The sequence below is a fragment of the Streptomyces sp. NBC_01622 genome, from assembly GCF_045209635.1.
Taxonomy (GTDB): domain Bacteria; phylum Actinomycetota; class Actinomycetes; order Streptomycetales; family Streptomycetaceae; genus Streptomyces.
Map to the genome: position 1 here is coordinate 5,111,636 of NZ_CP109293.1, position 25,910 is coordinate 5,137,545.

Annotated in this window: 28 protein-coding genes and 1 pseudogene; 18 read left to right on the forward strand and 11 right to left on the reverse strand. The window is 71.1% G+C overall.

The window, feature by feature from the left end; translation table 11 throughout:
* Positions 1-14 precede the first annotated feature (14 nt).
* Entirely contained in the window at positions 15-2,552 is a 2,538-nt protein-coding gene (locus OH768_RS23000; protein WP_406456448.1) for a helicase-associated domain-containing protein, read from the forward strand.
* A 43-nt stretch (positions 2,553-2,595) separates the two neighbouring features.
* Here the strand turns inward: OH768_RS23000 and OH768_RS23005 are convergent, their stop codons facing one another.
* On the reverse strand, positions 2,596-3,111 hold the full coding sequence (locus OH768_RS23005; protein ID WP_406456450.1) for an NUDIX hydrolase: 516 nt from the start codon (positions 3,109-3,111) through the stop codon (positions 2,596-2,598).
* Positions 3,112-3,197: 86 nt separating this feature from the next.
* On the opposite strand from OH768_RS23005, the gene OH768_RS23010 reads away from it, so the two are divergent.
* The gene (locus OH768_RS23010) at positions 3,198-4,841 is read left to right on the forward strand and encodes a DNA repair helicase XPB (protein ID WP_406456452.1); all 1,644 of its coding nucleotides are present in this window, start codon (positions 3,198-3,200) and stop codon (positions 4,839-4,841) included.
* Between the two features lie 33 nt (positions 4,842-4,874).
* Here the strand turns inward: OH768_RS23010 and OH768_RS23015 are convergent, their stop codons facing one another.
* Complete coding sequence (locus OH768_RS23015; protein WP_086022036.1) at positions 4,875-5,057, reverse strand: hypothetical protein; 183 nt, start codon at positions 5,055-5,057, stop codon at positions 4,875-4,877.
* Positions 5,058-5,326: 269 nt separating this feature from the next.
* On the opposite strand from OH768_RS23015, the gene OH768_RS23020 reads away from it, so the two are divergent.
* Complete coding sequence (locus OH768_RS23020) at positions 5,327-7,420, forward strand: HelD family protein (protein WP_406456454.1); 2,094 nt, start codon at positions 5,327-5,329, stop codon at positions 7,418-7,420.
* Here OH768_RS23020 and OH768_RS23025 read toward each other — a convergent pair.
* The gene (locus tag OH768_RS23025) at positions 7,417-7,746 is read right to left on the reverse strand and encodes an ArsR/SmtB family transcription factor (protein ID WP_406456456.1); all 330 of its coding nucleotides are present in this window, start codon (positions 7,744-7,746) and stop codon (positions 7,417-7,419) included. The two genes, OH768_RS23020 and OH768_RS23025, sit on opposite strands and share 4 nt — an antisense overlap.
* A gap of 105 nt (positions 7,747-7,851) precedes the next feature.
* Here OH768_RS23025 and OH768_RS23030 point away from each other — a divergent pair, with 105 nt between their 5' ends.
* Both OH768_RS23030 and OH768_RS23035 read left to right on the forward strand, forming a co-directional pair.
* The gene (locus tag OH768_RS23030) at positions 7,852-9,033 is read left to right on the forward strand and encodes an MFS transporter (RefSeq protein ID WP_406456458.1); all 1,182 of its coding nucleotides are present in this window, start codon (positions 7,852-7,854) and stop codon (positions 9,031-9,033) included.
* On the forward strand, positions 9,030-9,425 hold the full coding sequence (locus tag OH768_RS23035; protein WP_406456460.1) for a WD40 repeat domain-containing protein: 396 nt from the start codon (positions 9,030-9,032) through the stop codon (positions 9,423-9,425). The genes OH768_RS23030 and OH768_RS23035 overlap by 4 nt, the downstream gene beginning before the upstream one ends.
* Positions 9,426-9,432: 7 nt before the next feature.
* Here OH768_RS23035 and OH768_RS23040 read toward each other — a convergent pair whose 3' ends face one another.
* Together OH768_RS23040 and OH768_RS23045 are read right to left on the reverse strand one after the other, a co-directional pair.
* Positions 9,433-10,122 (reverse strand): copper homeostasis protein CutC, encoded by a 690-nt coding sequence (locus OH768_RS23040; RefSeq protein WP_388101893.1) that lies wholly within the window; start codon positions 10,120-10,122, stop codon positions 9,433-9,435.
* Positions 10,123-10,239: 117 nt separating this feature from the next.
* Entirely contained in the window at positions 10,240-10,929 is a 690-nt protein-coding gene (locus tag OH768_RS23045) for a maleylpyruvate isomerase family mycothiol-dependent enzyme (protein WP_406456463.1), read from the reverse strand.
* A gap of 44 nt (positions 10,930-10,973) precedes the next feature.
* On the opposite strand from OH768_RS23045, the gene OH768_RS23050 reads away from it, so the two are divergent.
* Both OH768_RS23050 and OH768_RS23055 read left to right on the forward strand, forming a co-directional pair.
* Positions 10,974-11,636: a hypothetical protein gene (locus OH768_RS23050; RefSeq protein ID WP_406456465.1), complete on the forward strand. Its 663-nt coding sequence runs from the start codon at positions 10,974-10,976 to the stop codon at positions 11,634-11,636.
* Positions 11,637-11,701: 65 nt separating this feature from the next.
* Positions 11,702-12,769, forward strand: a complete 1,068-nt coding sequence (locus OH768_RS23055; protein ID WP_406456467.1) for a GNAT family N-acetyltransferase — start codon at positions 11,702-11,704, stop codon at positions 12,767-12,769.
* Between the two features lie 35 nt (positions 12,770-12,804).
* On the opposite strand, the gene OH768_RS23060 is transcribed toward OH768_RS23055, so the two are convergent.
* Both OH768_RS23060 and OH768_RS23065 read right to left on the reverse strand, forming a co-directional pair.
* A complete protein-coding gene (locus OH768_RS23060) occupies positions 12,805-13,071 on the reverse strand; it encodes a DUF4031 domain-containing protein (RefSeq protein ID WP_318017061.1) in 267 nt (88 codons plus the stop codon).
* Complete coding sequence (locus OH768_RS23065) at positions 13,068-13,442, reverse strand: hypothetical protein (RefSeq protein ID WP_406456469.1); 375 nt, start codon at positions 13,440-13,442, stop codon at positions 13,068-13,070. Before OH768_RS23065 ends, OH768_RS23060 begins: the two co-directional genes overlap by 4 nt.
* Before the next feature lie 55 nt (positions 13,443-13,497).
* On the opposite strand from OH768_RS23065, the gene OH768_RS23070 reads away from it, so the two are divergent.
* Genes OH768_RS23070 through OH768_RS23080 form a run of 3 tightly spaced genes read left to right on the forward strand, consistent with a single transcriptional unit; the run spans position 13,498 to position 16,797 of the window.
* Positions 13,498-14,409 (forward strand): MurR/RpiR family transcriptional regulator, encoded by a 912-nt coding sequence (locus tag OH768_RS23070; protein WP_406456471.1) that lies wholly within the window; start codon positions 13,498-13,500, stop codon positions 14,407-14,409.
* Between the two features lie 53 nt (positions 14,410-14,462).
* A complete protein-coding gene (gene murQ, locus OH768_RS23075) occupies positions 14,463-15,398 on the forward strand; it encodes an N-acetylmuramic acid 6-phosphate etherase (protein WP_406456473.1) in 936 nt (311 codons plus the stop codon).
* A gap of 16 nt (positions 15,399-15,414) precedes the next feature.
* Positions 15,415-16,797 (forward strand): PTS transporter subunit EIIC, encoded by a 1,383-nt coding sequence (locus OH768_RS23080; RefSeq protein WP_406456475.1) that lies wholly within the window; start codon positions 15,415-15,417, stop codon positions 16,795-16,797.
* Between the two features lie 74 nt (positions 16,798-16,871).
* Here OH768_RS23080 and OH768_RS23085 read toward each other — a convergent pair whose 3' ends face one another.
* Positions 16,872-18,014, reverse strand: a complete 1,143-nt coding sequence (locus OH768_RS23085) for an acyl-CoA dehydrogenase family protein (RefSeq protein WP_406456477.1) — start codon at positions 18,012-18,014, stop codon at positions 16,872-16,874.
* An 88-nt stretch (positions 18,015-18,102) separates the two neighbouring features.
* Here OH768_RS23085 and OH768_RS23090 point away from each other — a divergent pair, with 88 nt between their 5' ends.
* The 3 genes from OH768_RS23090 to OH768_RS23100 all read left to right on the forward strand — a co-directional run bounded on the left by OH768_RS23090 (position 18,103) and on the right by OH768_RS23100 (position 20,693).
* Entirely contained in the window at positions 18,103-19,158 is a 1,056-nt protein-coding gene (locus OH768_RS23090; RefSeq protein ID WP_406456479.1) for an AraC family transcriptional regulator, read from the forward strand.
* Between the two features lie 74 nt (positions 19,159-19,232).
* Positions 19,233-20,138 carry a TIGR03620 family F420-dependent LLM class oxidoreductase gene (locus tag OH768_RS23095; protein WP_406456481.1) on the forward strand — a complete coding sequence of 302 codons (906 nt, stop codon included), beginning with the start codon at positions 19,233-19,235 and terminating at the stop codon, positions 20,136-20,138.
* A gap of 141 nt (positions 20,139-20,279) precedes the next feature.
* Positions 20,280-20,693, forward strand: a complete 414-nt coding sequence (locus OH768_RS23100; protein ID WP_406456483.1) for a hypothetical protein — start codon at positions 20,280-20,282, stop codon at positions 20,691-20,693.
* 19 nt (positions 20,694-20,712) lie between these two features.
* Here OH768_RS23100 and OH768_RS23105 read toward each other — a convergent pair whose 3' ends face one another.
* Positions 20,713-21,570 carry an inositol monophosphatase family protein gene (locus OH768_RS23105; protein ID WP_406456485.1) on the reverse strand — a complete coding sequence of 286 codons (858 nt, stop codon included), beginning with the start codon at positions 21,568-21,570 and terminating at the stop codon, positions 20,713-20,715.
* Positions 21,571-21,647: 77 nt separating this feature from the next.
* Between OH768_RS23105 and OH768_RS23110 the strand changes: the two are divergent.
* Positions 21,648-22,415: pseudogene (locus OH768_RS23110) on the forward strand (transposase).
* A gap of 116 nt (positions 22,416-22,531) precedes the next feature.
* Entirely contained in the window at positions 22,532-22,981 is a 450-nt protein-coding gene (locus OH768_RS23115; protein WP_406456487.1) for a hypothetical protein, read from the forward strand.
* A gap of 8 nt (positions 22,982-22,989) precedes the next feature.
* Here OH768_RS23115 and OH768_RS23120 read toward each other — a convergent pair whose 3' ends face one another.
* Together OH768_RS23120 and OH768_RS23125 are read right to left on the reverse strand one after the other, a co-directional pair.
* Positions 22,990-23,376, reverse strand: coding sequence for a DUF6234 family protein (locus OH768_RS23120; protein WP_406456489.1), 387 nt, complete (start codon positions 23,374-23,376; stop codon positions 22,990-22,992).
* A 127-nt stretch (positions 23,377-23,503) separates the two neighbouring features.
* Positions 23,504-23,896, reverse strand: coding sequence for a hypothetical protein (locus tag OH768_RS23125; RefSeq protein WP_359606799.1), 393 nt, complete (start codon positions 23,894-23,896; stop codon positions 23,504-23,506).
* A 112-nt stretch (positions 23,897-24,008) separates the two neighbouring features.
* Here OH768_RS23125 and OH768_RS23130 point away from each other — a divergent pair, with 112 nt between their 5' ends.
* From OH768_RS23130 to OH768_RS23140, 3 genes are all read left to right on the forward strand, one after another.
* On the forward strand, positions 24,009-24,848 hold the full coding sequence (locus OH768_RS23130; protein ID WP_406456492.1) for a Scr1 family TA system antitoxin-like transcriptional regulator: 840 nt from the start codon (positions 24,009-24,011) through the stop codon (positions 24,846-24,848).
* Complete coding sequence (locus tag OH768_RS23135) at positions 24,832-25,092, forward strand: DUF397 domain-containing protein (RefSeq protein WP_406456494.1); 261 nt, start codon at positions 24,832-24,834, stop codon at positions 25,090-25,092. Before OH768_RS23130 ends, OH768_RS23135 begins: the two co-directional genes overlap by 17 nt.
* 101 nt (positions 25,093-25,193) lie before the next feature.
* Positions 25,194-25,865: an SCO4225 family membrane protein gene (locus OH768_RS23140; protein ID WP_406456496.1), complete on the forward strand. Its 672-nt coding sequence runs from the start codon at positions 25,194-25,196 to the stop codon at positions 25,863-25,865.
* Positions 25,866-25,910 lie beyond the last annotated feature (45 nt).

Below are 25,910 nucleotides of genomic sequence, written 5' to 3' on the forward strand. Positions count from 1 at the left end.
CTACCGTGGGTCGGATGAGCACTCCGGCCACGCCGCCCCGTTCGCTCGCGGAGGCACTCCGAACCAGGCACGACGCCTCCCTGGCCGCGCTGCTGCGCAGCCGCCCCGACCTCATCACGCCCGTGCCCACCGATCTCACCCAGCTCGCGACCAGGGCCGGAACGCGCGCCTCGGTGGTGCGGGCGCTGGAGCGGCTGGACCGTTTCACGCTGCAGACGGCCCAGGCGCTGGCCGTGGCGGCGGACCCGGCGCCGTACGACGAGTTGCTCGGGCTGATGGCGGGCGACGCGCGCGATCCGGCGGTGGTGAACGCGCTGCCGCGCGCCGTCGCGGCGCTGCGCGAGCAGGCGCTGGTGTGGGGTGCGGACGACCGGCTGCGGCTGGTGCGGACGGCGCGTGAGCTGCTGGCGCCGGCGCCGCAGCATCCGTCGCCGACCGGGCTCGGTCCTACGGTCGCGGAGGCCACGGCGGGCATGTCGCCGGGCCGGATCCAGGAGATCGTGACGGCGGCGGGCCTGCCCTCCACGCATGACCCGGTGTCCGCGGTGGCCACGCTCACCAAGCTGTTCACGTCCCGGAGACACATGAAGGCGCTGCTGGCCGGTGCCCCCGAGGAGTCCCTGGAGGTGCTGAGCCGGCTGGTCTGGGGGCCGCCGTACGGGCAGGTGACGGCCGACCCGGCGGCCCGGCTGCGCTGGCTCATCGACCGGGGGCTGCTGCTGCCGACGGCGCCCGGCACGGTCGTACTGCCGCGTGAGGTGGCCCTGCATCTGCGGGCCGGGCGGGCGCACCGGGAGACGGAGCCGGTGGCGCCGCCGGTGGAGGCGAAGGCGACGCACCGTCCACAGGTTGTGGACGCGGCGGCGGCCGGGCAGGCGTACACGGCGCTGGCGACGGTCGAGGAGCTGCTGAAGGACTGGGACGAGGGCGGGCCGACGGTGCTGCGGGCCGGTGGTCTCAGCATCCGCGATCTGAAGCGGACCGCCGTCGCGCTGGACCTGGCGGAGCCGGTCGCCGCGTTCTGGGTCGAACTCGCCTATGCCGCGGGCCTGTTGGCGTCCGACGGCGAGGCGGACGAACGGTATGCGGCGACCCCGGCCTACGACGAGTGGCTGCAACAGCCCGCCGCGCAGCGCTGGACGCACCTCGCGGAGACCTGGTTGACGGCGACCCGGACGTCCGGGCTGGTCGGCGGGCGGGACGCGAAGGAGCGCACGCTGTCGGCGCTTGGCCCCGGCCTGGACCGCTCGGCCGCCCCGGAGGTACGGCACCGGGTGCTCACGCTGCTCGCCGCGCTCCCCGAGGGCACCTCGCCGTCCACGGAGTCGGTGCTGGCCCGGCTGCGCTGGGAACGTCCCCCGCGGGGGACGGGGGGTGCGGCGCCGCAGTCCGACGACGACCTGCGCAGCCGCCTGGCCCGCTGGACCCTGAACGAGGCCGAGCTGCTGGGGGTGACGGGGCGGGGCGCCTTGTCGGGGCAGGGGCGGGCGTTGCTGGGGGCGGCGGCGGGTGGCGCGGCGGCGAAGGGCACACCTTCCGGTCCCGGCGACAAGCTGCCCGTCCACCACCGCACGCCCACGCTCCCCGAACCCCTCTCCCCCGCCGAGCAGGCCGTGGCGAGTGCCGCTGCCGCTCGGCTGCTCGCCCCGTTGCTGCCCGAGCCGTTGGACCATGTCCTGCTGCAGGCGGATCTGACGGCGGTGGCCCCGGGCCCGTTGGAACGGCCGTTGGCCGATGTGCTGGACGTGCTCGCGGACGTGGAGTCGAAGGGCGGTGCCACGGTGTACCGCTTCACTCCGGGCTCGGTGCGCCGTGCCCTGGACGCCGGCCGCTCGGCCTCCGATCTGCACGACTTCCTCACCGCGCACTCCCGTACGCCCGTTCCGCAGCCTCTCGCCTATCTGATCGACGACGTGGCCCGCAGACACGGCCATCTGCGGATCGGCGCGGCCTCGGCGTATGTGCGCTGCGACGACGACGCGGTGCTCAGCGAGATCCTCGCGGACAAGCGGTCGGCGGGTCTGCGTCTGCGCCGCCTGGCGCCGACCGTGCTGGCGGCGCAGGCCGATCCGGCGGCGCTCCTGGACGGGCTGCGCGCGATGGGCTTCGCGCCGGCCGCCGAGTCCGCCGACGGCGATGTCGTCATCACCCGCGCCCATGCCCACCGCACCCCGCCCCGCACGGCTCCGGAACCGGTACCGGACGGCCCGCCGACCCCGGACACGACCCTCCTGTCGGCGGCGATCCGCGCGATCAGGGCGGGCGACCGCGCCTCCACGACGCCCCTGAAGCCGTCGACGACCCCGGCCCCGGCCGGTGAACTCCCGCGCACCGGCTCCGCCGAGACCCTCGCCACCATGCAGGCCGCCGTCCTCACCGGCAGCACCCTCTGGATCGGCTACGTCAACGCCGAGGGCGCCGCCAGCCAGCGCGTCATCGCGCCCATCCGCGTGGAGGGCGGCTTCGTCACGGCGTACGACCACACGGCGGACGAGGTCCGGACGTATCCGTTGCACCGGGTGACGGGGGTCGCGGAGCTGGCGGAGGGGTAGGTCTGAAAAAGTGTGTCACTTTTCGCCATGAGTGTCACACTTTTTACGGACAGGTGTCCCCCCGGACTGCCCGGCCCCGGCTCAGATAACGGTCCAGCGTCTCGACGGAGTCCGCCACGAACGTCGGGCGCCGGGCCATCTCCCGCAGCTCGTCCTCCGTGACCCACGCGTGCCAGGCGATCTCGGCCGGGTCGGGGGTGATGTCCGTGCGGACGACCGCTTCGTGGACGCCCATCCAGTACGGGCTGATCTCGCCCCGGCACAGGTACTTGAAGGCGAACCGGACCGGCACCACCACCCCGAGTTCCTCGGTGAGTTCACGGGCCGCCGCCTCTTCGTAGGACTCCCCGACCTCCGCGGCGCCGCCGACCAGGAAGTTGTACTGCCCGGGGAACCGGGACATGTCCGCCGCCCGCCGGTGCACCAGGACGCGGCCCTCCCCGTCCCGGCAGACGGTCGTCGCGACGCGGTGCAGCCAGTGGTGCGCGATGGCCTCACCCCGGTCCACCGTCCCGACTGTCCGGTCCTGTTCGTCCACCCGTTCCACCAGTTCTCCCATGGCCCCCACCCTCGCAGAGCCGCCTGTGATCATCGGCCGGTAGTGCACACTGGACGTTTGGCCGTGCGGAAGGGATGTGTACGTACGTGAATGGCCCCCTCATCGTCCAGTCCGACAAGACCCTGCTCCTCGAGGTCGATCACGAGCGAGCCGGCGACTGCCGGCGCGCCATCGCGCCGTTCGCCGAGCTGGAGCGGGCGCCCGAGCACATCCACACCTACCGGGTGACACCGCTCGGGCTGTGGAACGCGCGGGCCGCCGGGCACGACGCCGAGCAGGTCGTGGACGCGCTGGTCGAGTACAGCCGGTATCCCGTGCCGCACGCGCTGCTGGTCGACATCGCCGAGACCATGGACCGCTACGGCCGGCTCACCCTCTCCAAGCACCCGGCGCACGGGCTCGTCCTCACCACCACCGACCGGCCGGTGCTGGAGGAGATCCTGCGCTCGAAGCGGATCGCCCCGCTGGTCGGCAACCGGCTCGACCCCGACACCGTCGCCGTTCACCCCTCCGAGCGCGGGCAGATCAAGCAGGTGCTGCTGAAGCTGGGCTGGCCGGCCGAGGACCTCGCCGGGTACGTCGACGGCGAGGCGCACGCGATCGAGCTGGACGAGAACGGCTGGGCGCTGCGGCCGTACCAGAAGCAGGCCGTGGAGAACTTCTGGCACGGCGGCAGCGGTGTCGTCGTACTGCCCTGTGGAGCCGGCAAGACCCTCGTCGGCGCGGGGGCCATGGCGCAGGCCAAGTCGACCACGCTCATCCTCGTCACCAACACCGTCTCCGCCCGGCAGTGGAAGCACGAGCTGATCAAGCGGACCTCCCTGACCGAGGAGGAGATCGGCGAGTACAGCGGGACCCGGAAGGAGATCCGGCCCGTCACCATCGCCACCTACCAGGTGCTCACGACCAGGCGGAAGGGGATCTACCCCCACCTGGAACTCTTCGACTCCCGTGACTGGGGCCTGATCCTCTACGACGAGGTGCACCTCCTGCCCGCGCCCGTCTTCAAGTTCACCGCCGACCTCCAGGCCCGGCGCCGCCTCGGTCTGACGGCGACCCTCGTCCGCGAGGACGGCCGGGAGTCGGACGTGTTCTCCCTCATCGGGCCGAAGCGGTTCGACGCGCCCTGGAAGGAGATCGAGGCGCAGGGCTACATCGCGCCCGCCGACTGTGTCGAGGTGCGCGTCAACCTCACGGACTCCGAACGGCTCGCGTATGCCACCGCCGAGACCGAGGAGAAGTACCGCTTCTGTGCTACGACCGCGACGAAGCGGAAGGTCACGGAGGCGATCGTGCGGCGCTTCGCGGGCCAGCAGATCCTCGTCATCGGCCAGTACATCGACCAACTCGACGAGCTGGGCGAGCACTTGAACGCGCCGGTGATCAAGGGCGAGACGTCCAACGCCCAGCGGGAGAAGCTCTTCGGCGCCTTCCGCGAGGGCGAGATCAGCGTCCTCGTCGTCTCCAAGGTCGCCAACTTCTCCATCGACCTGCCCGAGGCGACCGTGGCCATCCAGGTCTCCGGCACCTTCGGCTCCCGCCAGGAGGAGGCCCAGCGCCTCGGCCGGGTCCTGCGCCCCAAGGCCGACGGCCATCAGGCCCACTTCTACTCGGTCGTCGCCCGCGACACGATCGACCAGGACTTCGCCGCCCACCGCCAGCGCTTCCTGGCCGAACAGGGCTACGCGTACCGGATCATGGACGCGGACGAACTCCTCACGGAGAGCTGAGCTCGGCAGGGCAGCCGTGGGTGACCTCTGCGGTCACTTACGGCGTATGCCCGCTTCCTCGCCGTACTCTCCGAGGACGACCACGCTGAACGCGGCGCCCGCGAACACTTTTATGGCGCGCAGGGCATTGCCCAGGCGATGGGGGTGGCTGCCGCCGGTGGCCGGTGTGGCACCGGACGGGCGGACGGGGACCGGGTGGATGGTTGCTGCGCTCATGAATCCATGGTGCGTCTTGGGACATAAGGTCGGCATCGGTCCAGAGAGCCAACCTCGAAGCCGCCCGAGTACGCCTCCGGGCTGACCCGTTCCCCCGTCGGGTGGAGGGGGCGTCCCCTAGGGGACGAAAAACGATTGGCCCTCACCAGGCCCGCGTCACTAAACTCTCCGCTCTTGCCCGCCTCCCCGCAGGGAGTGCCGCCGCCCGGACGGAAACCGGTCGGCACCACCCGCCCAGCAGCGACAGCAGGTCCTCCGGAGGCACTCCCTTGTCCACGCCCGCCGCCGACCCCCTCGGCGATCCCCTCGACGACCCCCTCGACGACCCCCTCGCCCGCGAACGCTCCCACCTCGCCTCCTCCCGTTCCGCACTGCGTGCCATGCGCGAGGACGTCGAGTCCCTCGACATCAAGGACGTCACGGCGAACTGGGTCAACGCCGAGGTCCTGGCCCGCCAGATCGACGAGCGCATCAAGGCGCTGGCCGACCTCAGCGACACCCCGCTGTTCTTCGGCCGCCTCAACTACCTGCACGCACCCGGCGCCGAGCAGGCGGAGGGCGCGGAGGGCGAGCAGTTCTACATCGGGCGCCGGCATGTGCACGACGGCGACGGCGACCCGATGGTGATCGACTGGCGGGCGCCGGTCTCGCAGCCGTTCTACCGGGCGTCGAAGAAGGACCCGCAGGACATCTCGCTGCGCCGCCGCTTCGGGTACACGGGCGGCGAGCTCACGGCGTACGAGGACGAGCACCTCATGGACCCGGCCGAGGCCGCCGCCACCAGCAAGCTGCTCCAGCAGGAGATCGAACGGCCCCGCGTCGGCCCGATGCGCGACATCGTCGCCACCATCCAGCCCGAGCAGGACGAGATCGTGCGGTCCGGACTCGGCGGGACCGTCTGCGTCCAGGGCGGGCCGGGCACCGGGAAGACCGCCGTCGGCCTGCACCGCGTCGCCTACCTCCTCTACGCCCACCGCGAGCGGCTGGCCCGCACCGGCACTCTGGTCATCGGGCCGAACAAGTCCTTCCTCCACTACATCGAGCAAGTCCTGCCCGCACTGGGCGAGTTGACGGTCCGTCAGGGCACGGTCGACGACCTGGTCGCGCATGTCGAGGTGCGCGGGACGGACGAGGCACCGGCCGCCGTCATCAAGGGCGACGCGCGGATGGCGGAGGTCCTGCGGAGGGCGATCTACTCGCACGTGACCCTGCCGACCGAGCCGGTGATGGTGGTGCGCGGCTCGCGCCGCTGGCGGGTCCCGGCGTACGAACTCGAAGCCATCGTACGGGAGTTGCTCGACCGCGACATCCGCTACCGCGCCGCTCGCGAGGCCCTGCCGCAGCGCATCGCGCATGCCGTGCTGGTGCAGATGGAGCGGTCGGGGGAGGCGCCGGACGACCGGGTGCAGGACGCCGTGGCGCGCAACGCGGCGGTGAAGGCGGCTGTCAAGGCGGTGTGGCCGCCGGTCGAGCCGGAGAAGCTGGTGCTGCGGCTGCTCACGGACGCGGACTTCCTCGCCGTCCACGCGGACGGGATCCTCGACGAGGACGAGCAGAAGACGATCCTGTGGGTACAGCCTGGATCTGGAAAACGGGCGGTGCGGAGCGTGAAGGCCGCCAAGTGGGCCGCCGCGGACGCCGTGTTGATCGACGAGGCGACCGACATCGTCCAGCGGACGCACTCGCTCGGACATGTGGTGCTCGACGAGGCGCAGGACCTCTCCCCGATGCAGTACCGCGCGGTGGGCCGCCGCTGCACCACCGGTTCCGCGACCGTCCTCGGCGACCTGGCGCAGGGCACCACGCCCTGGGCGACGCGGAGTTGGGACGAGGCAATGGCCCATCTCGGCAAGTCGGACGGTGTGATCGAGGAGTTGACGGCCGGTTTCCGCGTACCGACGGACGTCATCACCTACGCCTCCCGGCTGCTCCCCCACATCGCGCCGGGCCTGACCCCGGTCGCCTCGGTCCGTGAGAACCCGGGCTTCTTCGACCTCCGGGAGACGACCGGGACGGCCGAAGTGGTCGCCGCCTGCGAGGAGTTGCTGCGCAACGAGGGTTCGACGGGCCTGATCGCGGCGGATGCCAGGATTCCCGCGCTGGCGGAAGCCCTGATGGCGGCGGGCATCGGCTACATCGACCCGGGCGAGGAGACCACCGCGGACACTCGTCTGACGCTGGTCCCGGCCTCGCTCGCGAAGGGCCTGGAGTACGACTACGTGGTCCTCGACGAGCCGCGGGCCGTGGTCGACGGCGAACCGGACGAACGCACCGGCCTGCGCCGCCTGTACGTCGCCCTGACCCGAGCGGTCTCGGGCCTGATCGTGACGCACGCGGCCCCGCTGCCGGCCCAACTCGCCTAATCAGGCAGTGATTTGATCAGGGAGTCCAGGAGGCCGGGGAACCTCGCGTCCAGGTCGTCCCGCCGCAGCTGCACATAGCGGTTGCGGCCGGCGGCCCGGGTCGACGTGAGCCCGGCCTCTCGCATGATCTTCAAGTGGTGCGAGACGGTCGACTTGTGCAGATGGGCGACGCCCAGCGCCTCGGGCGCACAGCTGAACTGCTTCCCCGTCGAGTACACCTTCAGCAGCGACAGCCGCACCGGGTCACCGAGCGCCTGCAACACCTTGACCAGCTCGATGTCCTCGACGTCCGGCTGCGGCAGCCACTCGTTCTCCGCCTCGCTCACGCGCGCACCCCTTTCCATACCGTTTGACAATCATCCAACAGTCTCTATTGTTTGACCAACGTCAAACCGTTGCGCAGTCCTGCGCCGGACGCACCTGGGGGACCCGTGCGCCTACGCCTGCTCCTGCTCGCCCTCGGAACCTTCGCCGTCGGAACCGACGGCATGGTGACGGCCGGCATCCTGCCGCTCGTCGCCCGCGATCTGGACGTCTCCATCTCGGTCGCCGGACAGATGGTCACCGTCTTCGCCCTCTCCTACGGCGTCCTCGCCCCCGTCCTGGCGACGGTCACCGCGCGCTGGCCGCGCCGCCGCGCCCTCCTCACGGCGCTCGCCGTCTTCAGCGCCGCCAACGCCCTTACGGCGCTTGCCCCTTCGTACGACGCCCTGCTCGCCACCCGCGTGCTGGCCGCCGTAGGAGCCGCCCTCTACACCCCCACCGCGAACGCCGTGGCGACGACCCTGGTGCCCGCCGAGCGGCGCGGGCGGGCGATCGCGGTCGTGATGGGCGGGCTGACCGTCGCGACCGCGCTCGGGGTGCCGCTGGGCACCTGGATCGGCCGTACGGACTGGCGGCTCACGATGTGGCTGGTGACCGGGCTCGGAGTGGCCGCGTTCGCGGGTCTGGCGGCGCTGCTGCCCGAACTCCCCCAGCCGGCGGCCGCGTTGAGCCTGCGCGCGCGGTTCGCCCCGCTCGCCGACCGCCGGGTGCTTGGCGCGGCCGGCACCACCTTCCTGGTCTTCCTGGCCTTCCAGACGACGTTCATCTACTACACGGTGGCCACCCGGCACGCGACCCACGGCTCCCAGGACCGGCTGACCCTGCTGCTCCTGGTGTCCGGCTGCGCGGCGGTCGCGGGCTCATCGCTGGGCGGGCGGTTGATCGACCGGTGGGGACCCCGGGTGGTGATCCTGTCCGGGAGCACCGCCTACGTGGCACTGGCGGCCGCCGCTCCATGGACGCTGCGCACCATGCCGACCGCGCTCGCCGCCGCCGCGCTCGCCCCGGTGTCCGGCTGGTCCATCATGGTCGCCCAGATCACCCGCGTCACCTCGCTCGACCCCGCCAACGCACCCGTGCTGATCTCCCTCAACAGCAGCGCCCTCTACCTCGGCATGGCCGCGGCCGGCGGCACCGGCAGCCTGGCGCTGAGCCTCTTCGGCGACCGCTGGTTCCTGCTGGCGGGAACGGGACTCGCCCTGCTGGCGACGGTCGTGGCCGCCCTGACGACACGGCCGGTACCGCAGCCGCACGCGTCCACCAAGACCCCGGAACCGGCGCGCACTTGAGGGCGTGCACGGCGCGTGGCGGACGACAGGGTGCGCTGGCCCGCGCTGCCTTCAGCCCGAAGGGACACACCCTGGCGGTCGCGGGGCAGGACCGCCGTGTCCGGCTCCTCGATCTCACCGTCCCCGACCGTCCCGAACCCCTCACCACCCCGTTCACCGCAGTCGGGATCGCGCGCCAGGTGAACGGGCTCGCCTTCAGCCCCGACGGCCGCACACCCGCCGCCGGGGGCAGCGACAACAAGGCCCACCTGTGGAACGTCACCGACCCGGCCCGACCGAACCACCGCGCTGGCGGGCCAGTGCCGAGCGGCTGGACTCGATCGTGTTCAGCGCTCTGGCACACGTACATCCCGCAACTGCCCTACGACTCCCCGTGCGCCCCGCACGGCTGACCGCACCTCAGCCGTCGAGCGCCGCCCGCCACTCCCCCACCGCCGCCGCCGACACCGGCCGCTCCCAGCCCTCCGGCCGGGCGGCGCCGCCGATGTGGAAGGCGTCGACTCCGGCGGCGCGGAGGGTGGGGACGTGGTCCAGGCGGAGGCCGCCGCCGACCAGGATGCGCTGTTCGTAGCCGGGTTCGCCGTGCAGGGCCGCCTCGCGGAGCAGTGCGGGGAGGCCGTCGTCGACGCCGTCGGCCGAGCCGGCGGTGAGGTAGGTGTCGAGGCCGGGCAGGTCCGCGAGCTGCTTGCGCAGGGCGTCGCGGTCGGCGGCGCGGTCGATCGCGCGGTGGAACGTCCAGGCGCAGCCGTCGAGTTCGGCGACGACGCGTTCCACCGCGTCCAGGTCGACCCCGCCGTCCGGGTCGAGGAACCCGAGCACGAACTGGTCGGCGCCGGCGGTCCGCAGCTCCCCGGCGACCCGTACCAGCCGGTGCACGTCGCCCGCGGCGAAACCGTCCGCGAGGCGGATCATCACGCGCAGGTCGATGTCCACGGCGGCGCGGATCGCGGCGAAGGTCTCGACCGGCGGGGTCAGCCCGTCGGCCGCGATGTCGGTGACCACTTCGAGGCGGTCCGCGCCTCCGGCCTGGGCGGCGATCGCGTCCTCGGCGCCGAGGGCGATCACCTCCAGGACTGCACGCGTGCTCATAGGACCCCTTCCGTCGTGTTCCCTGGAGCGGCTACAGGTCTAGTCCAATCTCAGGGTACGCGGGCGGGACGGGGGCCGCGAGATCACCCCCGCGAACGGCGAACGGAGAACGGAGGCCTACGGCCATGAGCCGAAGATGTTCAGCTCCGCCGGCTCCGCCCCCGCCAGCTCGTACGCCGTCCCCTCCGGCACCGGACGGCCCGAGTACAGCCGTACGAGCGTGGCCGCGTCGCCGATGTACCGGGCCGGGGTCCGCTCGCCCGACACATCGCCCAGCCGCAGCGGATCGTCCAGGTCGTCGAGGTCGGCGTGGAGAGGCAGGTGGCCTCGCTGACGGGTCACAAGGCCGAGAAGGGTCAGCGCGGACCCCAGCCTTTCGCCCCCGTAGGCCCCGGGCTCGCCGAGCGTGTCCCGTACGTCGCCGGCGTGCACCCACTCGCCGAACGCGACCGCGTCCAGCGCACCGCCCGCGCGGGCGATCACCGCACCGGCCTCGGTCATCCCGCGCTCCAGTTCGTCGACGACCCGCGCGTTGCTCCAGTCGGCCCGCTCTGCGATGTCCCGGTCGTTGGACTGCGGCGAGAACGCCCCCTCCTCGAACCGGCGCTCCACCACCCGGGTCAGCGCGGACGAGCAGTGCGCGAGCACGTCCCGCACGGTCCAGCCCGGACACGCGGCGGTCGCCAGCGCGAAGTCCTCCTCGGAGCGGGAACGCAGCAGCGGGATCAGCGCGTCGCGCTCGCCGGCGAGGAGCCGTCCGGGCAGTTCGGGGTCACGTACGTCGTGTGTCGTGTCGGCATAAGTCATGGGTTCCACGCTAGGGGCGGGGCCACGGGAGGAAAATAAGGACCATGGCCGATCTCGACGCCCTTCGCGCCCGCTGGACCCGTGCTCTCGAAGGAGCCCGGGCACCCGGCGGCGGACCGGATCCCGCGCCGTACGCGGAGAATCTCCTCGCCCGCTGGCAGGAGCCACAACGCCGCTACCACACGCTCACCCACCTCACGGCGGTCCTGGACCACATCGACGTGCTGGCGGAGTACGCCGACGACCCGGACGTCGTACGGCTCGCGGCCTGGTTCCACGACGCGGTCTATCTCCCCGACCGGTCCGAGAACGAGGAGCGGTCGGCACGGCTGGCCGAACGGGCGCTGCCCGAGGCCGGGGTGCCGGACGCGAAGACGGCCGAGGTCGCCCGCCTGGTCCGGCTCACCGTCACCCACGCCCCCGCCGACGACGACCGCGACGGCGTGGTCCTGTGCGACGCGGACCTCGCGATCCTGGCCGCACCACCGTCGGCGTACGCCGCGTACACGGCCGCCGTCCGCGAGGAGTACCACTTCGTCCCCAACGACGCCTTCCGGGAGGGCCGTTCGGCGATCCTGCGCCAACTCCTCTCCCTGCCACAGCTGTTCAGGACTCCGCACGGGCTGGCGGAGTGGGAGGCGACGGCGCGGTACAACCTGACGGGGGAACTGGCCCTGCTGGGCTCGGCAGACCCGAGTGCCGGGTGAGGAAGGCGAGTGGTGAAAGTGTTAATCACGGCGGGCCGGTGGTGGCCGCCCGTATGCTCCCCGGCATGGGGACCACGGGCGCACCACAGGTGGAAGAGGCCGTAGCGAGCTGTCTCGCGCTGCTGGGCACGGCGACGGACCGGGACTGGGACGGCGTGAAGGCCGACCGCCTGGAGTGGAGCTGCCGCTACACCGCCGAGCACATCGCCAGTGATCTCATCTCGTACGCGGGCCAGTTGGCCGGGCGCGCACAGCACGCGTACTTCCCCTTCGACATCGCTCTCGACGACGGCACCGACAACTCCGGTGTCCTGGAGGTGATCGGGGCGACCGGCGCCCTGTTGTCGGCCGCCGTCCGCACCACCCCGCGCGAGGTGCGCGCCTTCCACCCCTACCCGTTCCGCAGCGCCAACCGCGAGGGCTTCGCCGCGATGGGCACCGCCGAGGTGCTGCTGCACACCCACGACATCGCCGAGGGCCTGGGGCTGACTTACCAACCGGCCCGGAAACTCGCCGAGTTCGTCCTCACCCGGATCTTCCCGCAGGTCCGCTCCGGCGCCGACCCCTGGCGCACCCTGCTGTGGGCGACCGGCCGCGGCGAACTCCCCGGCCGCACCCCCGTCACCGAGTGGCGCTGGCACAACACCCTCGTCCTCCCCGCTGAACGCCTCACCCTGGAGGGCGTCCACCCGGCAGCCGCCGCCGACCTCGCCGCCGGCGGCGACGGCGGCTTCGAGTGGATCGACGGCGGCCCCTTCCAGGGCACCCGGGAGGCCGCGACCTTCATGACGAAGGCGCACCAAGCAGGCCTGCACCGCCCGGAGTTCGGCGTGTTCGCCCTGGTCCGCCACGAGGACGGCCGCGCGATCGGCGGCATGGGCTTCCACGGCACACCCGACGAGGAGGGCCGCGCGGAGGTCGGCTACGACCTGGTGGAGGGCGCGCGCGGCCAGGGCTACGCCACGGAGGCACTGCGCGCGCTGACCGGCTGGGCCCTGGCACGGGACGACGTACGCACCGTCCTCGCGACCGTCGAACGCGACAACCTCGCCTCCCAGGCGGTGGTTTCACGCGTGGGCTTCAAGCAGGTGGGCGAGGACGCCGACGAGCTGGCCTATGAACTCGGCGGCTGACCGGCCCCAACTGGCTTACCGGGCCCGCCCCTTGCTTACCGCTCCCGTCCCTTGGGCCGGCGCAGCCCCGCCGCCGTCAGCAGCCGCACCACCTCCCGGCTCCTGACCTCCACCGCCCCGGCGGCCACCGCGTCGGCATAACGATGCGACGGGATGTCGTAGTGATCCCGCTCGAAGGCCCGGCGCGGCACGCCCAACTCCTCGGCGAACAGGTGGAGTTCGTCGTAGGAGACATCGCTGACGAGGTGCGACCACAGGCGGCCGTGCCCCGGCCAGGTCGGTGGGTCGATGTACACGGTCACAGGGAACCCAGGTTTCCCACCGCTGCGACCTTCACGCCCGCCTGGTGGCAGACCCAGTGCGGATCGGGTCCGAGCTCCGGTTCGACCTCCAGGGCGTGCGGGTCCCCGGCCGAGCAGACCGGGCAGAGCGGCCAGCGGCCGTACGCCTCCAGCAGCGCGTCCTGCACGTCCTGCGCGACCAGGCCGGCCACGTAGTCGACGCCTTCCGGCCACTGCTCCACCCACCACCGCCGCTGCACGACGGACTCCTCCACCATCGACACCACGTCCGCCGCCGCGACCTCGCGCGCGGCCAGGTCGGCGAGCACGAGCGCGCGAGCGGCGTGCAGCGCCTGCTCCAGGGGACTGATGGGGTCGCCGGTGGGTTCCATGCACCCATTGTGCGCACTCTTGACCACAACCCGGATTCGAAAATATCTTTCAAGGGTGACCCAGGACGTGAAGGAAATTTTCGGAAACGGTTCCGGGAGCACGCCACCCGCGGCCCTGGCCGCCAAGGTGCGCACCCTCGCCCCCTCCATGACCCGCTCCATGCAGCGCGTCGCCGAGACCGTCGCCGCCGACCCGGCCGGCTGCGCGGCCCTCACCGTCACCGGCCTCGCCGAACTCACCGGCACCAGCGAGGCCACCGTCGTCCGCACCGCCCGCATCCTCGGCTACCCCGGCTACCGCGACCTGCGCCTGGCCCTCGCCGGGCTCGCCGCGCAGCAGCAGTCCGGGCGGGCGCCCGCCCTCACCACCGACATCGCAGTCGACGACCCGATCGCCGACGTCGTCGCGAAACTCGCCTACGACGAGCAGCAGACCCTCGCCGACACGGCCGCCGGCCTCGACACCGCGCAGCTCGGCGCGGCCGTCACCGCGCTCGCGGCGGCCCGCCGTACCGACATCTACGGCGTCGGCGCGTCCGGGCTCGTCGCCCAGGACCTCGCCCAGAAACTCCTGCGCATAGGACTCATAGCCCACGCCCACAGCGACCCGCACCTCGCCGTCACCAACGCCGTGCAGCTCAAGGCCGGGGACGTGGCGATCGCGATCACCCACTCCGGGTCCACCGGTGACGTCATCGAGCCGCTGAGAGTGGCCTTCGAGCACGGGGCCACGACCGTGGCGATCACCGGGCGGCCGGACGGGGCGGTGACGCAGTACGCCGATCACATTCTTACGACGTCCACGGCTCGGGAGAGTGAGCTGCGGCCGGCAGCGATGTCGTCGCGTACGAGTCAGTTGCTGGTGGTGGACTGTTTGTTCATCGGGGTCGCACAGCGGACGTACGAGCAGGCCGCGCCGGCGTTGTCGGCGTCGTACGAGGCACTGGCGCATCGGCACCGCCGGTAGCCGGGCCAGACGAGCACGACCTCACACCGCACACGTGAAAGAGCCGCTGATCCATGACCTCTACGTCCAACCCCCGTGATCTCCGTACCGAGTTGGAGTCACTCACCACGGAAGCCTTCCGGCCGGAACTCGCCGGGATCGATCAACTGCCCACCCTCGACATCGCCCGGCTCATGAACGCCGAGGACGCCACGGTGGCTGCCTCGGTCGCTCGCCGTCTCCCTGAAATCTCCGCCGCGATCGACGCCGTGGCCGACCGGATGGGGCGTGGCGGCCGGCTGATCTACATGGGTGCCGGTACCGCCGGACGGCTCGGCGTGCTGGACGCGTCCGAGTGTCCGCCGACCTTCAACACCGACCCCTCCCAGGTGGTCGGACTGATCGCGGGGGGCCCGGCCGCCATGGTCACGTCCGTCGAAGGGGCGGAGGACTCCCGCGAGTTGGCGGAGGCCGACCTCGACGCGCTCTCGCTCACCGCCGACGACACGGTGGTCGGCGTCTCCGCCTCCGGCCGCACCCCGTACGCGATCGCCGCCGTCGAGCACGCGCGCGGCCTCGGCGCGCTGACCATCGGCCTGTCCTGCAACGAGCACAGCGCGCTGGCCGCAGCCGCCGAGCACGGCATCGAGGTCGTCGTAGGACCCGAACTCCTCACCGGATCAACGAGGTTGAAGGCGGGCACGGCCCAGAAACTGGTCCTCAACATGCTGTCCACGATCACGATGATCCGGCTCGGCAAGACGTACGGGAACCTCATGGTCGACGTCCGCGCCTCCAACGAGAAGCTGCGCGCCCGCTCCCGCCGTATCGTCGCGCTCGCCACCGGCGCCGACGACACGGAGATCGAGCGGGCCCTCGCGGCGACCGACGGCGAGGTGAAGAACGCGATCCTGGTGGTCCTCGCCGGGGTCGACGGCCCGACGGCCGCCCGCCTTCTGGAGGAGTCCGGGGGCCGGTTGCGCGCGGCGCTGACCGCTGCGGGCGGCTGACCAGCACGCTCAGGGGGTGGATACTCCGTACGACATCGCCGCCGCGCTCCTCCCCCTGATCGGCGGCCCCGCGAACGTCACCTCCGTGGCCCACTGCATGACCCGCCTCCGGCTCGGCCTGGCCGACCGGTCACGGGTGGACGAGGACGGGCTGCGGGCGCTGCCGGCCGTGCTCGGGATCGTGGACGACGGCACGTACCAGATCGTGCTGGGGCCGGGGGTGGTGGCCCGAGTGACCCCGGAGTTCGAGAAGTTGGCGGGTACGGGCGGCGAACTGGCAGCGCAAGGCGCGGAGTTGAAAGAGGCGCGACGGGTACGCAACGCGACCCCCGCCAGACTCCTCCTGCGCCGGATCGCGAACATCTTCGTCCCCCTCATCCCCGCCCTGATCGGCTGCGGGATCCTGGCCGGTCTCAACGGCCTCCTGATCAACATGAGTTGGCTACCGGGCCTGACCCCCGCCCTCTCCGCCATCGCCTCCGCGTTCCTCGCCCTCATCTCGGTCTTCGTCGGCTACAACACGGCGAAGGAGTTCGGCGGGACGCCGGTGCTGGGCGGGGCGGTGGCGGCGGTCGTCGTGTACCCCGGGGTGGCGAAGGTGACGGCGTTCGGAGTCGCCCTCTCCCCCGGCCAGGGCGGAGTGCTGGGCGCGCTGGCCGCCGCGCTGCTCGGCACATACGTCGAGAAGTGGTGCCGCACCTGGGTCCCCGCGACCCTCGACGTCCTCGTCACCCCCACCCTGACGGTCCTGGTCGCGGGCCTGGCGACGCTCTACGGCCTCATGTACGCGGCCGGCGAGATCTCCACGGCGATCGGCATGGCGGCGAACTGGCTCCTCTCCACCACGGGCCCCTTCGCGGGCCTGATCCTGGGCGGCCTCTTCCTCCCCCTGGTGATGCTGGGCCTCCACCAGGCCCTCATCCCCATCCACACCACCCTCATCGAACAGCAGGGCTACACCGTCCTGTTGCCCATCCTGGCGATGGCGGGCGCGGGCCAGGTAGGTGCGGCGGTCGCGGTCTACTTCCGCCTGCGCCACGACACTTCACTCCGCACGACCATCAAGTCAGCACTCCCCGCAGGCCTGTTGGGCATCGGCGAACCCCTCGTCTACGGCGTCTCGCTCCCCCTCGGCCGCCCGTTCCTGACCGCCTGCGCGGGCGGCGCGGCGGGCGGCGCGTTCGTCGGCTTCTTCGCGACCCTCGGCGACAAGGTGGGCGCGACGGCGATCGGCCCTTCGGGTTGGGCCCTGTTCCCGCTGCTGGCGGGGAACAGAGGGCTGGGGACGACGGCGGCGATCTACGGGGGCGGCTTGCTGACGGGGTACGCGGTGGGCTTCGCGGCGACGTACTTGGTGGGGCTGAGCGGGGTAATGCCTGGCGACGCATCCCGGGCGTGACCGTTCCCCCGGTCATGAAGAAGACACAACCACTGCACGAACGGCAACGTCCTCGACCACTCCTGAAGCAGAGCTCACAGGTCCATCGAGCGGCCGATGATCTCCTTCATGATCTCGGACGTGCCGCCGTAGATACGCTGGATGCGGGCGTCGGCGTACCGGCGGCAGATCGGGGACTCCCACAGATAGCCGGAGCCACCGAACATCTGCAGGCAGTCGTCGACGACCTGGCCCTGCAGTTCGGTGGTGACGAGCTTCGCCTCGGCGGCCTGGTCGGCGGTGAGGGTGCCCTGGTTGTGGGCGAGGACGCAGGTGTCGACGAAGGCCTGGGCGGAGGTGATCCTTGCCCGCATCGCAGCCAGCCGGAAACGGGTGTCCTGGAATCGCGCCAACGGCCGCCCGAATGCGGTGCGTTGCTTGGTGTAGGCGACCGTCTCCCGCAGCGCGGCCCCGGCGTGAGCCACCGCGCCCATGGCGACGCCCAGTCGTTCCAGGGCGAACTGCCGCATCAGCAGGGCGAATCCCTGGTCGGGCCGCCCGAGCACATCGGCGTCCGGGACATGGACGTCGTCGAAGAACAACTCGGTGGTGTCCCAGGTCCGCAGGCCGAGCTTGTCCAGTTTGCGGCCCCGGGTGAAGCCAGGGGTACCGGCGGCCACGAGGAACAGGCCGATCGTGTGGTCCTCACCGGTGCGGGCGGCGACGATGACGAGATCGGCGTTGAGGCCGCTGGAGATGAAGGTCTTGGCGCCGTTGAGCAGCCAGCCGTTCCCGTCCGGGGCGCGCACCGCGTGCGTGCGGATGGCGGCCACGTCCGAGCCGGCACCAGGCTCTGTGATCGCGATGGCGAGCACCGTCTCGCCGGAGACCGCGCGGGTGAGGTGGCGGGTCTTCTGGTCCTCGGTGCCGAACTCGGCCAGGTACGGGGCGACGACGCCGGAGTGCAACGGGACCGCGAAGCCGGACTCGGCGGCGTCCGCCAGTTCCTCGATCACGATCTGCTCGTACCGCAGGTCGGCCAGCCCCAGGCCGCCGTAGGCGGGATCGGCCCACGGGCAGAGCAGGTTCTGTTCACCCGCGAGCCGCCAGACGTCCTTGCCCACGATCCCCTCGCGCTCCCAGTCGGCCTGCCTCGGCACGATCTCGTGCTCGATGAAGCCGCGCCATGCGGTCCGGTACGCCTCGTGGGCCTCGTCGAAATACCCGTTTCTGATCACGGTCCGACGGTAGGCGCGCGGCACCGTGGGCCGTCATGACCGCAGCGCTCACGGCCATTGACCTCCGCGTCCCGTACGATCGGCGGCCATGCCCGCACCTCCCGAGGACGACGCACCTCCCGCGTACGGCGCGCCGACCCGCTCGGTCGCCATCCACCACGTACGGGCCGCGCTGCGCGGAGCCGAGCGGCACGGTGTGGACATCACCCCGCTCCTCGAACAGGCCGCCATCCCACCGCAGTTGCTGGAGGTCCCGCTCGCCCGGGTGTCGCCCCGGCAGTTCGCCCGGCTCACCAAAGCCGTGTGGCAGGCACTCGACGACGAGTTCCAGGGCCTCGGACCACAGCCCCTCAAGGTGGGCACCTTCGCGATGATGTGCCACGCCGTGGTGCATTGCAGCCCCGATCTGCGGACCGCGATCAACCGCAGCAGCACCTTCTACCGACTGTTCCCCGGCGGACCCCGGTTCCACGTGGAGGAGAAGCCCGCGGAGGAGACGAACGAGGCGCAGGTGGTCTTCGACCTCAGCGCCTTCGACGATCCCGATCACTACCTCGCCGAGTCCGCCACCGTCGTCGCCCACCGTTTCACGGGCTGGCTGATCCGCCGCCGGATCAGCCTCACCCGGGTCGAGTTCAGCCACCCGGCACCGCCGCACGCGCTCGAATACGACCTCCTCTACGGCGCCCCGTGCACCTTCCGGGCCCCGCGCACCGCCCTGGTCTTCGACCGCTCCGTGCTCGAACTGCCCGTGCTCCAGGACGAGTCGGGGCTGCGCACCTTCCTGCGCCGCGCCCCGGACGACGTACTCGCCCGCCTGGACTACGGCAGCACCGCCGCCGCCCAGGTCCGCCGGCTGCTCGGGCAGTCGCTGCCGGACCGGATGCCCGACCCGCAGGACATCGCGGCCCGGCTGGCGGTGAGCGCGCAGACCCTGCGCCGCCGACTGGCCGCCGAGGGAACCTCGTTCCAGCAAATCCGGGATCAGCTGCGGCGCGATGTGGCCATCGTGGCACTGGCCGCGGGCACCACCTCCATCGAGGACATCTCACATCAGCTGGGGTTCTCCGAACCGAGCGCCTTCCACCGCGCCTTCAAACGGTGGACCGGCTCCGCGCCCCGCTCCTACCAGCCCGGCGCCTGAACGAACACCCCGGTCAAGGACCGTGAGCGGCACGGTCACGGCCTCCGACCGACCCCAGCCCCTACTGTCCCGGCATGACAGTGAGGGAAGAAGCGGGGCTCGGCCGCGTGGGGATCTGGACCGCGAGCCTGGACGCGGTGCCTCCGGCGGCGGCCGGACAGATCGCCGCCGAGCTGGAGGAACAGGGCTGGGGAACACTGTGGTTCGGCGAGGCCTACGGCAGGGAGGCCTTCAGCCAGGCGGCACTGCTGCTCGCCGCCACCGGGCGCATGCGCGTGGCGACCGGCATCGCCAACATCTGGGCGCGGGACGCGGTAGCGGCCAACGCGGCGTCCCGCACGCTGTCCGCCGCCTACGGCGGCCGGTTCGTGCTCGGGCTCGGCGTCAGCCACCGGCCGCTGGTCGAGCGGGTGCGCGGCGGTAGTTACGGCAGACCCGTCGCCGCCATGCGCGAGTACCTCACGGCGATGGAGGGAGCGACCTTCTACGCCGCCGAGGCCGACGCGCCCCGCCCGCCCGTCCTCGTCGCCGCCCTCGGCCCCCGGATGCTGGAGGTGACCCGCGAACTCGCCGACGGCAGCCACCCCTACCTGGTGACACCGGCCCAGACCGCCGAGGTCCGTGCGGCCCTGGGCCGGGACAAGATCGTGGCCGTCGAGCTGGGCGCCGTACTCACCAAGGACCGCGAGACCGCGCTGCGCCGGGCCCATGCCCACCTGGACATCTACACCGGTCTGCCGAACTACCGCAACAACTGGCTGCGGGGCGGCTTCGGCGAGACGGACCTGGTGCGCGGCGGCTCCGACAAGCTGGCCGAGGCGCTGGTCGTGTGGGTCGACGAGGCGGCGATCCTCGACCGGGTACGCGAGCATCTGGACGCGGGCGCCGACCATGTCTGCGTGCAGGTCCTGATGGAGTCGCCGTTCGAGGTACCGACCGAGCCGTGGCGCGAGCTCGCACCCGCGCTGGTGGGCGCGTAGCGACGGCGCATGACGGTCGGTGAACGTGGAGTCCCCCTTCCGCGTCGTAGGTGCGGACAGGCGCTGGTGGCCGGAGTCGAAGAGCCTCCGCGTCATCCGCTCAGCTGGGAATCCGTCGTCGGCAACGCCCAAGGGGACTCCATGAACACGCAAGCGAACCACCTCGTGGGGCTGGTGCTCGCACCGCTCCTGGGTGCCTGTCTCCTTGCCGGTTGCGGCGATGACCGGAGCGCGGGCGACGGGCGGACGAAAAGCCAGTCGCTCAAAACGCAGGAGAAGCGCGCTCGTGAAGTGGCCGACGCCTGGCCGGGGTCCGCGGCCGCCGCGGCCTGGAGCCGGGGCTACTACCCGATGGCCGACACGACGCAGCCCCCGGAATCGGGCTGGCACAACGAGGCGGACAAGCGGGCCTTCGAGAGCGGGACCATCGTCCGGAGCGGCAAGCTGCCGACCACCGCGATCACGCAGGGGAAGGTGGCGTGGAGAAGCGGAAGCACGCTGAGCCGTCCGCTGATGGAGCCGAAGGCTTGTCCCGTAACGCATGTGGCGGGGTGAAACAGCCGTTGCGTGTAGGTCAGTTAGGGGCTTTGGCCAAGTTCAGGAGGTGCTGGTGGAGGCCGGGCTTGGCGAACAGGGCTGCGCCTGTGTCGGTTCGCCGCTGGCCGGAGAGGTCGCTGAAGGTGCCGCCGGCCTCTTCGACGATCGGGATCACTGCGGCAATGTCCCAGGGCCCGGCGCCCAGCAGGAGGAAGGCGTCGAGCTTTCCTGTCGCGACCAGGAGGGCTCCGTGGCAAGTACCGGATCTGGTGGACGGTTTGCTGGGTGGCGGCGTGAGGTGGTCTGGCGTTGACCAGTCGAGCGGGGGGAGCACGGTTGCAGTGCCTGCCGCCAGTCGCGCGGCAGCGGCGCGTTCGGATTCGCTCAGCCGGGACGGCGGAGGCCAGATTCCGATGGCAGCGTCCTTGGCGCTTCCGCCTGCCGTGAGCGTGAGACGGCTCGGCGGTGCTGACGGATCGGAGGGGCATGGCCCTGTCCAGGTGCCAGTGCCTGGTGTTGCCCACCAGCGCCGCCCGAGTGCGGGGGCGGAGACCATGCCCAGGGTCACGGCGCCGTGTGCTTCAAGGGCGATGAGGGTGCTCCATTCCGGATCGCCCGCGATGAAGCTCGCCGTGCCGTCAATAGCGTCGATGATCCATCGGCGGCTGCTGCGACCATGGGCACCGAACTCCTCTCCGATGAACGCGTCGCCGGGATGTTCGGCGCGGATCGACGCACGCAGGGCACGTTCGATCTCCCGATCGGCCTTGGTAACCGGACTTCCATCGCTCTTGCCCTCGGCACACAGGCCGGGTGCACGGAAGTGGTGCCGGGCGATCTCATCTGCCTGATCTGCCAGGCGGTGCGCCAGCGCCAGGTCTGCTGAGTCCGTCATGCCGCTCACTCTTCCCGCCGCCACTCTCGTGATCAAGTCCTGGTCCAGCCGCACCACCGCGGTGAGACGATCACCGCATGGCTGGTGTGATCACGGCGTCTGAGCCGTCCTGGATAACCCCGTTCACCGGCGTGAATCCGCGCCAGTTCCACAAGACAGTGACCGCGCTTCGGCGCGAGGGGGCCGATCTTGTCCGGCGCGGACGGCCCTGGGGCCTGTCGTTGGAGGATCGCGTGCTGCTCGTTGCGGCCTACTGGCGCACGAACTTGACGATGCGCCAGCTCGCCCTGCTATCTGGCATTTCGAAGTCCGCAACCGATCGGATCATCGACTAGATCGGCCCACTCCTCGCGTTGAAGCCCCGGGAACGCTTCGCGAAGGACACGGTGCTCATCGTGGACGGCACCTTGGTGCCCACCCGAGACCACACGGTCGCCGAGCAGTCCAAGAACTATCGCTATTCCACCAATCATCAGGTCGTCATCGACGCCGACACCCGCTTGGTCGTCGTGGTCGGCCAGCCGGTGCCCGGCAACCGGAACGACTGCAAGGCATGGGCGGAATCCAGGGCCAAAGGCGCCGTCGGCAAGGCGATGACCATCGCCGACGGCGGCTATCCCGGCACCGGACTCGTGATGCCGCACCGCCGCCGGCCCGGCGAGGAACTGCCCGACTGGAAGCGGGAGCACAACCGCTCGCACAAACAGGTTCGTGCCCGCGTCGAGCACGTCTTCGCCCGGATGAAGACCTGGAAGATCCTCCGCGACTGCCGACTGAAGGGTGAGGGCGTCCACCACGCCATGCTCGGCATCGCCCGGCTGCACAACCTCAACCTCGCCGGATAGGGCGGCCGCCGACCGAGCAGCCATTCTCCATCGACTCGAAGATCGTTTACGGGACAAGCCTGAACACGGCGTATCAGTCGTTCGCCCACTACAGCGGTAAGGGAGCCAGGCTCACCGTGACGGGAGTGAAGCTCGGCGAAACGACGATCACCACGAACCGGGGAACGGCGACTGTTCCCGCCTGGCTGTTCACTCTCGACGGCTACGACGCCCCGCTCAAACAGGTCGCCGTCACCCCGTCGAAGCTGCCCGAGCCGCCGATCGGACGGGCTCCGCAAGGATCCGCCGGCGGCCTCTGGAGTATCGCCCGGCTCGCCGGGACGGCGGCGGACGGCCGCTCCCTCACGGTGCGGGCCACCCACGGAGCCTGCGACGACGGCCCCGTCGTCAACGTGCTGGAGACGGACGAGAGCATCGTGCTGTACGCCTCCGTCACGGGAGCGCGAAGCGGCCCCTGCACCGCCCAACTGATCGAACAGAACGTGCGGGTGGAGTTGCGGCAGCCGCTCGCCGACCGTGTCGTCCTGGACGCCCTGACCGCTCGTCCGGTGCCGTACGAAGACTGAACGATGTCTCATCGCGGGGGCGAAGGTGCGTCACAGGCCAGACCCGAGAGACAGGCATCCCGGTAGGAGGACTCGTAAATGCGTTCACCAGCGACCTTCGCGCTGGTCAGGGCCGCGCAAATGGCGAGGACCATGACAAGTTGGGTGACGGCAACCACAGGTATCCGGCGGACTCCGGCTACAACAGCTGCAACCAGGGCGGCTGCCGCCACGAACATGGCTTTCTGCAGGTAGGGACCCGGCGGTGCTCCGTAGTCCTGCGCGTCAAAGGCCGACCAGTAGGACGAAATCCAGAACAACCAGATCAGGCCTAGAACCAACAGCTCAAAAACAGCCAAGCCCACGGCCACGGCCACGGCCACGGCCCGACCAATACGTTCAGGATCTGTACTCACCCGGCCAGAATCCATCCGACAGGCACGCGGTGTCATGAGCGTCCGTACTTAATGGAACGACGCCATGGCGGGCTTGGGTGATTCGGCGTCCGCCTGGGAGCGTCCGTTTTCCACGATGCCGTTCACATCAAGGGAGCCGAGCCTCCCGGTTCCGCTCCCGTACCCGGGCCCGCAGCACCTCCTCCTGTGCCGCGGGCCCCGTCGACTCCGGTGGGCAGTCCCACTCCCGGCCGCCGCAGACCGGCCGCAACTGCACGTTCCCGCCCACGTGCCCCATCACCTCGCCGATCCGCCCGTCCCGCACGTCCACGGCGTGCGCCCCGACCGGCGGCCGTTCACCGCGCAGTACGGACGCCAGCTTCTCGGCGGTACGTACGTTGCAACGCCCCAGCACCACCAACGCGAACGGTTCCTCGCCCGCACCCGTCACCGGGTCCACACCCAGGGACGGCAGGGCGACACCTACGCCGGTGAGCGCCTCCCGGAGCGAAGCGACGACTTCTTCCGTCGACCGCAGCATTCCTTACACCTCCACACAGAGTTCACTGTTCGCAACACAGCGTGGCTGTCGCATGTCTAACCTGGCCAGACAGGGCGGCCCAACAACATCGGGTGTCGGACAGGGAGTTGCCGTGGCAGGACAGAAGGACCTCGACCCGTCGTCGTCACCGCGCGCCTTGCTCGGCGCCGAACTCCGTCACGCCCGCGAGAAGGCGGGCCTCAGCCAGGAGGAGTTGGGGCAGCGGCTGTTCGTGAGCGGTTCGTTCATCGGGCAGTTGGAGGCGGGGACGCGGCGGATGCTGCCGGAGTACGCGCGGATGTTGGACGGCGAGTTGGGGACGGAGGATTTCTTCACCCGGAACTGCGGGGCTGCGGCCAAGTCGAGGTATCCGGAGCACTTCGCCGAGGCGGCGGAGGCCGAAGCGAGGGCTGCAGCGATCCGTGAGTACGCACCGATGCTGATCCCCGGACTGCTCCAGACACCGGCGTACGCACGAGCCGTGAACCGTGCGTACGACCCGACGGCGCCCGAGGAGACGATCGACGAGTGGGTGGACGGTCGGATCGCACGGACCCGCCTGCTCGGCCACCCAACAAAGCCATTGTTGTGGGCCGTGCTTGACGAGGCTGCGCTACGCCGGGAAATCGGTGGCCGGTCGGTAATGGCGGAGGCTCTGCGCCACATCGCGGACCTGAGCAACCGGGGCCGGGTCATCACACAGGTACTGCCCTTCAGCGCGGGAGCGCACACGGCGACGGAGGGCTCCCTGAAGCTCATGGACTTCGAGGACGCCCCTCCGCTCGTCTACTTTCAGGGAGTTCGCACCGGACGGTTGGAGGACGACCCCGCCACCATCACCCAACTGAGGCTGACCTTCGAACTCCTGGCGGCTGTCTCGCTCTCGCCAGAGAAGTCCCTGGCCATGATCGAGGCGTTGGCGCAGGATTACACCCATGAGGATCCTTCCTGACTACGACCTGAGCACGGCCACCTGGCACAAGTCGAGCTACAGCGGCGGGGGCGGCGGCGACTGCCTCGAAGTAGCCCGCTGGCGCAAGTCAACGCACAGCGGCGGCGATGGCGGTGACTGCGTGGAAGTAGCCGACGGCCACCCCACCATCGTCCCCGTCCGCGACTCCAAGAACCCCCTCGGCCCGAAACTCGTCTTCCGGGCCGACGCATGGTCCGCGTTCGTCGACAGCCTGACGAACTGAGTCCTTCCGCCCCTCTCCCATGGGTACCCGTACTCATGCCTGGGCGCGCCCCTCGGTCCACCGTTGTGACACCAACCCGGACCGACCTGAAGGACGCCTCGATGCCGCATCCCTCCCGTCCGCGCCGCCTCCTCGCGCTCGCCACGGACAACTGGCCGGCCCGGGCCTACCTGGGCGTCGTAGGCGTCTCGGTCGCGGCGATGTTCCTCTCCCCGGAGAGTCCCGTCGCCCTGGCCCCCTCGGTACTCACCGCGCCCCTCTCCCTGCTGGGCATCGTCCTCCCCTTCGGTCCCGGCGCCGAAGGGGACGGGACGGCACAGGTGTCGGCCATCGGCGCCTGGACGGTGTGGGTCGTGCTGTGCGCGCTGGTGAACGCGGCCGTGATCGGCGCCCTGGTGACGAAATCCGCGGCGCCCCCCACAGCACCCCCTGCGGCGCGTCCCGCCCGCCTCCGTGCCCTGCTCGCGCCCGCCGTCGACAACTGGCCCGCGCGGGTCTACCTCGCCGCGGTCACCGCCTCGGTGGTGTTCTTCCTCGGCGCCGCGTACGTCCTGCCGGACCCGGGTTTCGCCGGTGTCTGGCCGCTCATCACCACCGCGCCGCTCAGTTTCGTCCCCCTTGCGGTGTCGATACCGGCCGAACTCCCCGATCTCTCCTGGCTGAGCCCGCCGCTCTTCGCCGCCGGCTGCGCCCTGTGCGGGCTGGTCAACGCCGTACTGCTCGGCCACCTCGCGCACCGTGTCCGGGCACGTGAAGCGCACCCGGCCATCTGAGCGGAGACCGGGCGCTCCCGCCAAGGGAACCAGCCCGCGCCAAAG

Coding starts and splice junctions, on each gene's coding strand:
- OH768_RS23000 (WP_406456448.1), top strand. CDS start 15: ATGAGCACTCCGGCCACGCCGCCCCGTTCGCTCGCGGAGGCACTCCGA.
- OH768_RS23005 (WP_406456450.1), bottom strand. CDS start 3,111: ATGGGAGAACTGGTGGAACGGGTGGACGAACAGGACCGGACAGTCGGG.
- OH768_RS23015 (WP_086022036.1), bottom strand. CDS start 5,057: ATGAGCGCAGCAACCATCCACCCGGTCCCCGTCCGCCCGTCCGGTGCC.
- OH768_RS23040 (WP_388101893.1), bottom strand. CDS start 10,122: ATGAGCACGCGTGCAGTCCTGGAGGTGATCGCCCTCGGCGCCGAGGAC.
- OH768_RS23045 (WP_406456463.1), bottom strand. CDS start 10,929: ATGACTTATGCCGACACGACACACGACGTACGTGACCCCGAACTGCCC.
- OH768_RS23050 (WP_406456465.1), top strand. CDS start 10,974: ATGGCCGATCTCGACGCCCTTCGCGCCCGCTGGACCCGTGCTCTCGAA.
- OH768_RS23055 (WP_406456467.1), top strand. CDS start 11,702: ATGGGGACCACGGGCGCACCACAGGTGGAAGAGGCCGTAGCGAGCTGT.
- OH768_RS23065 (WP_406456469.1), bottom strand. CDS start 13,442: ATGGAACCCACCGGCGACCCCATCAGTCCCCTGGAGCAGGCGCTGCAC.
- murQ (WP_406456473.1), top strand. CDS start 14,463: ATGACCTCTACGTCCAACCCCCGTGATCTCCGTACCGAGTTGGAGTCA.
- OH768_RS23090 (WP_406456479.1), top strand. CDS start 18,103: ATGCCCGCACCTCCCGAGGACGACGCACCTCCCGCGTACGGCGCGCCG.
- OH768_RS23095 (WP_406456481.1), top strand. CDS start 19,233: ATGACAGTGAGGGAAGAAGCGGGGCTCGGCCGCGTGGGGATCTGGACC.
- OH768_RS23100 (WP_406456483.1), top strand. CDS start 20,280: ATGAACACGCAAGCGAACCACCTCGTGGGGCTGGTGCTCGCACCGCTC.
- OH768_RS23105 (WP_406456485.1), bottom strand. CDS start 21,570: ATGACGGACTCAGCAGACCTGGCGCTGGCGCACCGCCTGGCAGATCAG.
- OH768_RS23125 (WP_359606799.1), bottom strand. CDS start 23,896: ATGCTGCGGTCGACGGAAGAAGTCGTCGCTTCGCTCCGGGAGGCGCTC.
- OH768_RS23135 (WP_406456494.1), top strand. CDS start 24,832: ATGAGGATCCTTCCTGACTACGACCTGAGCACGGCCACCTGGCACAAG.
- OH768_RS23140 (WP_406456496.1), top strand. CDS start 25,194: ATGCCGCATCCCTCCCGTCCGCGCCGCCTCCTCGCGCTCGCCACGGAC.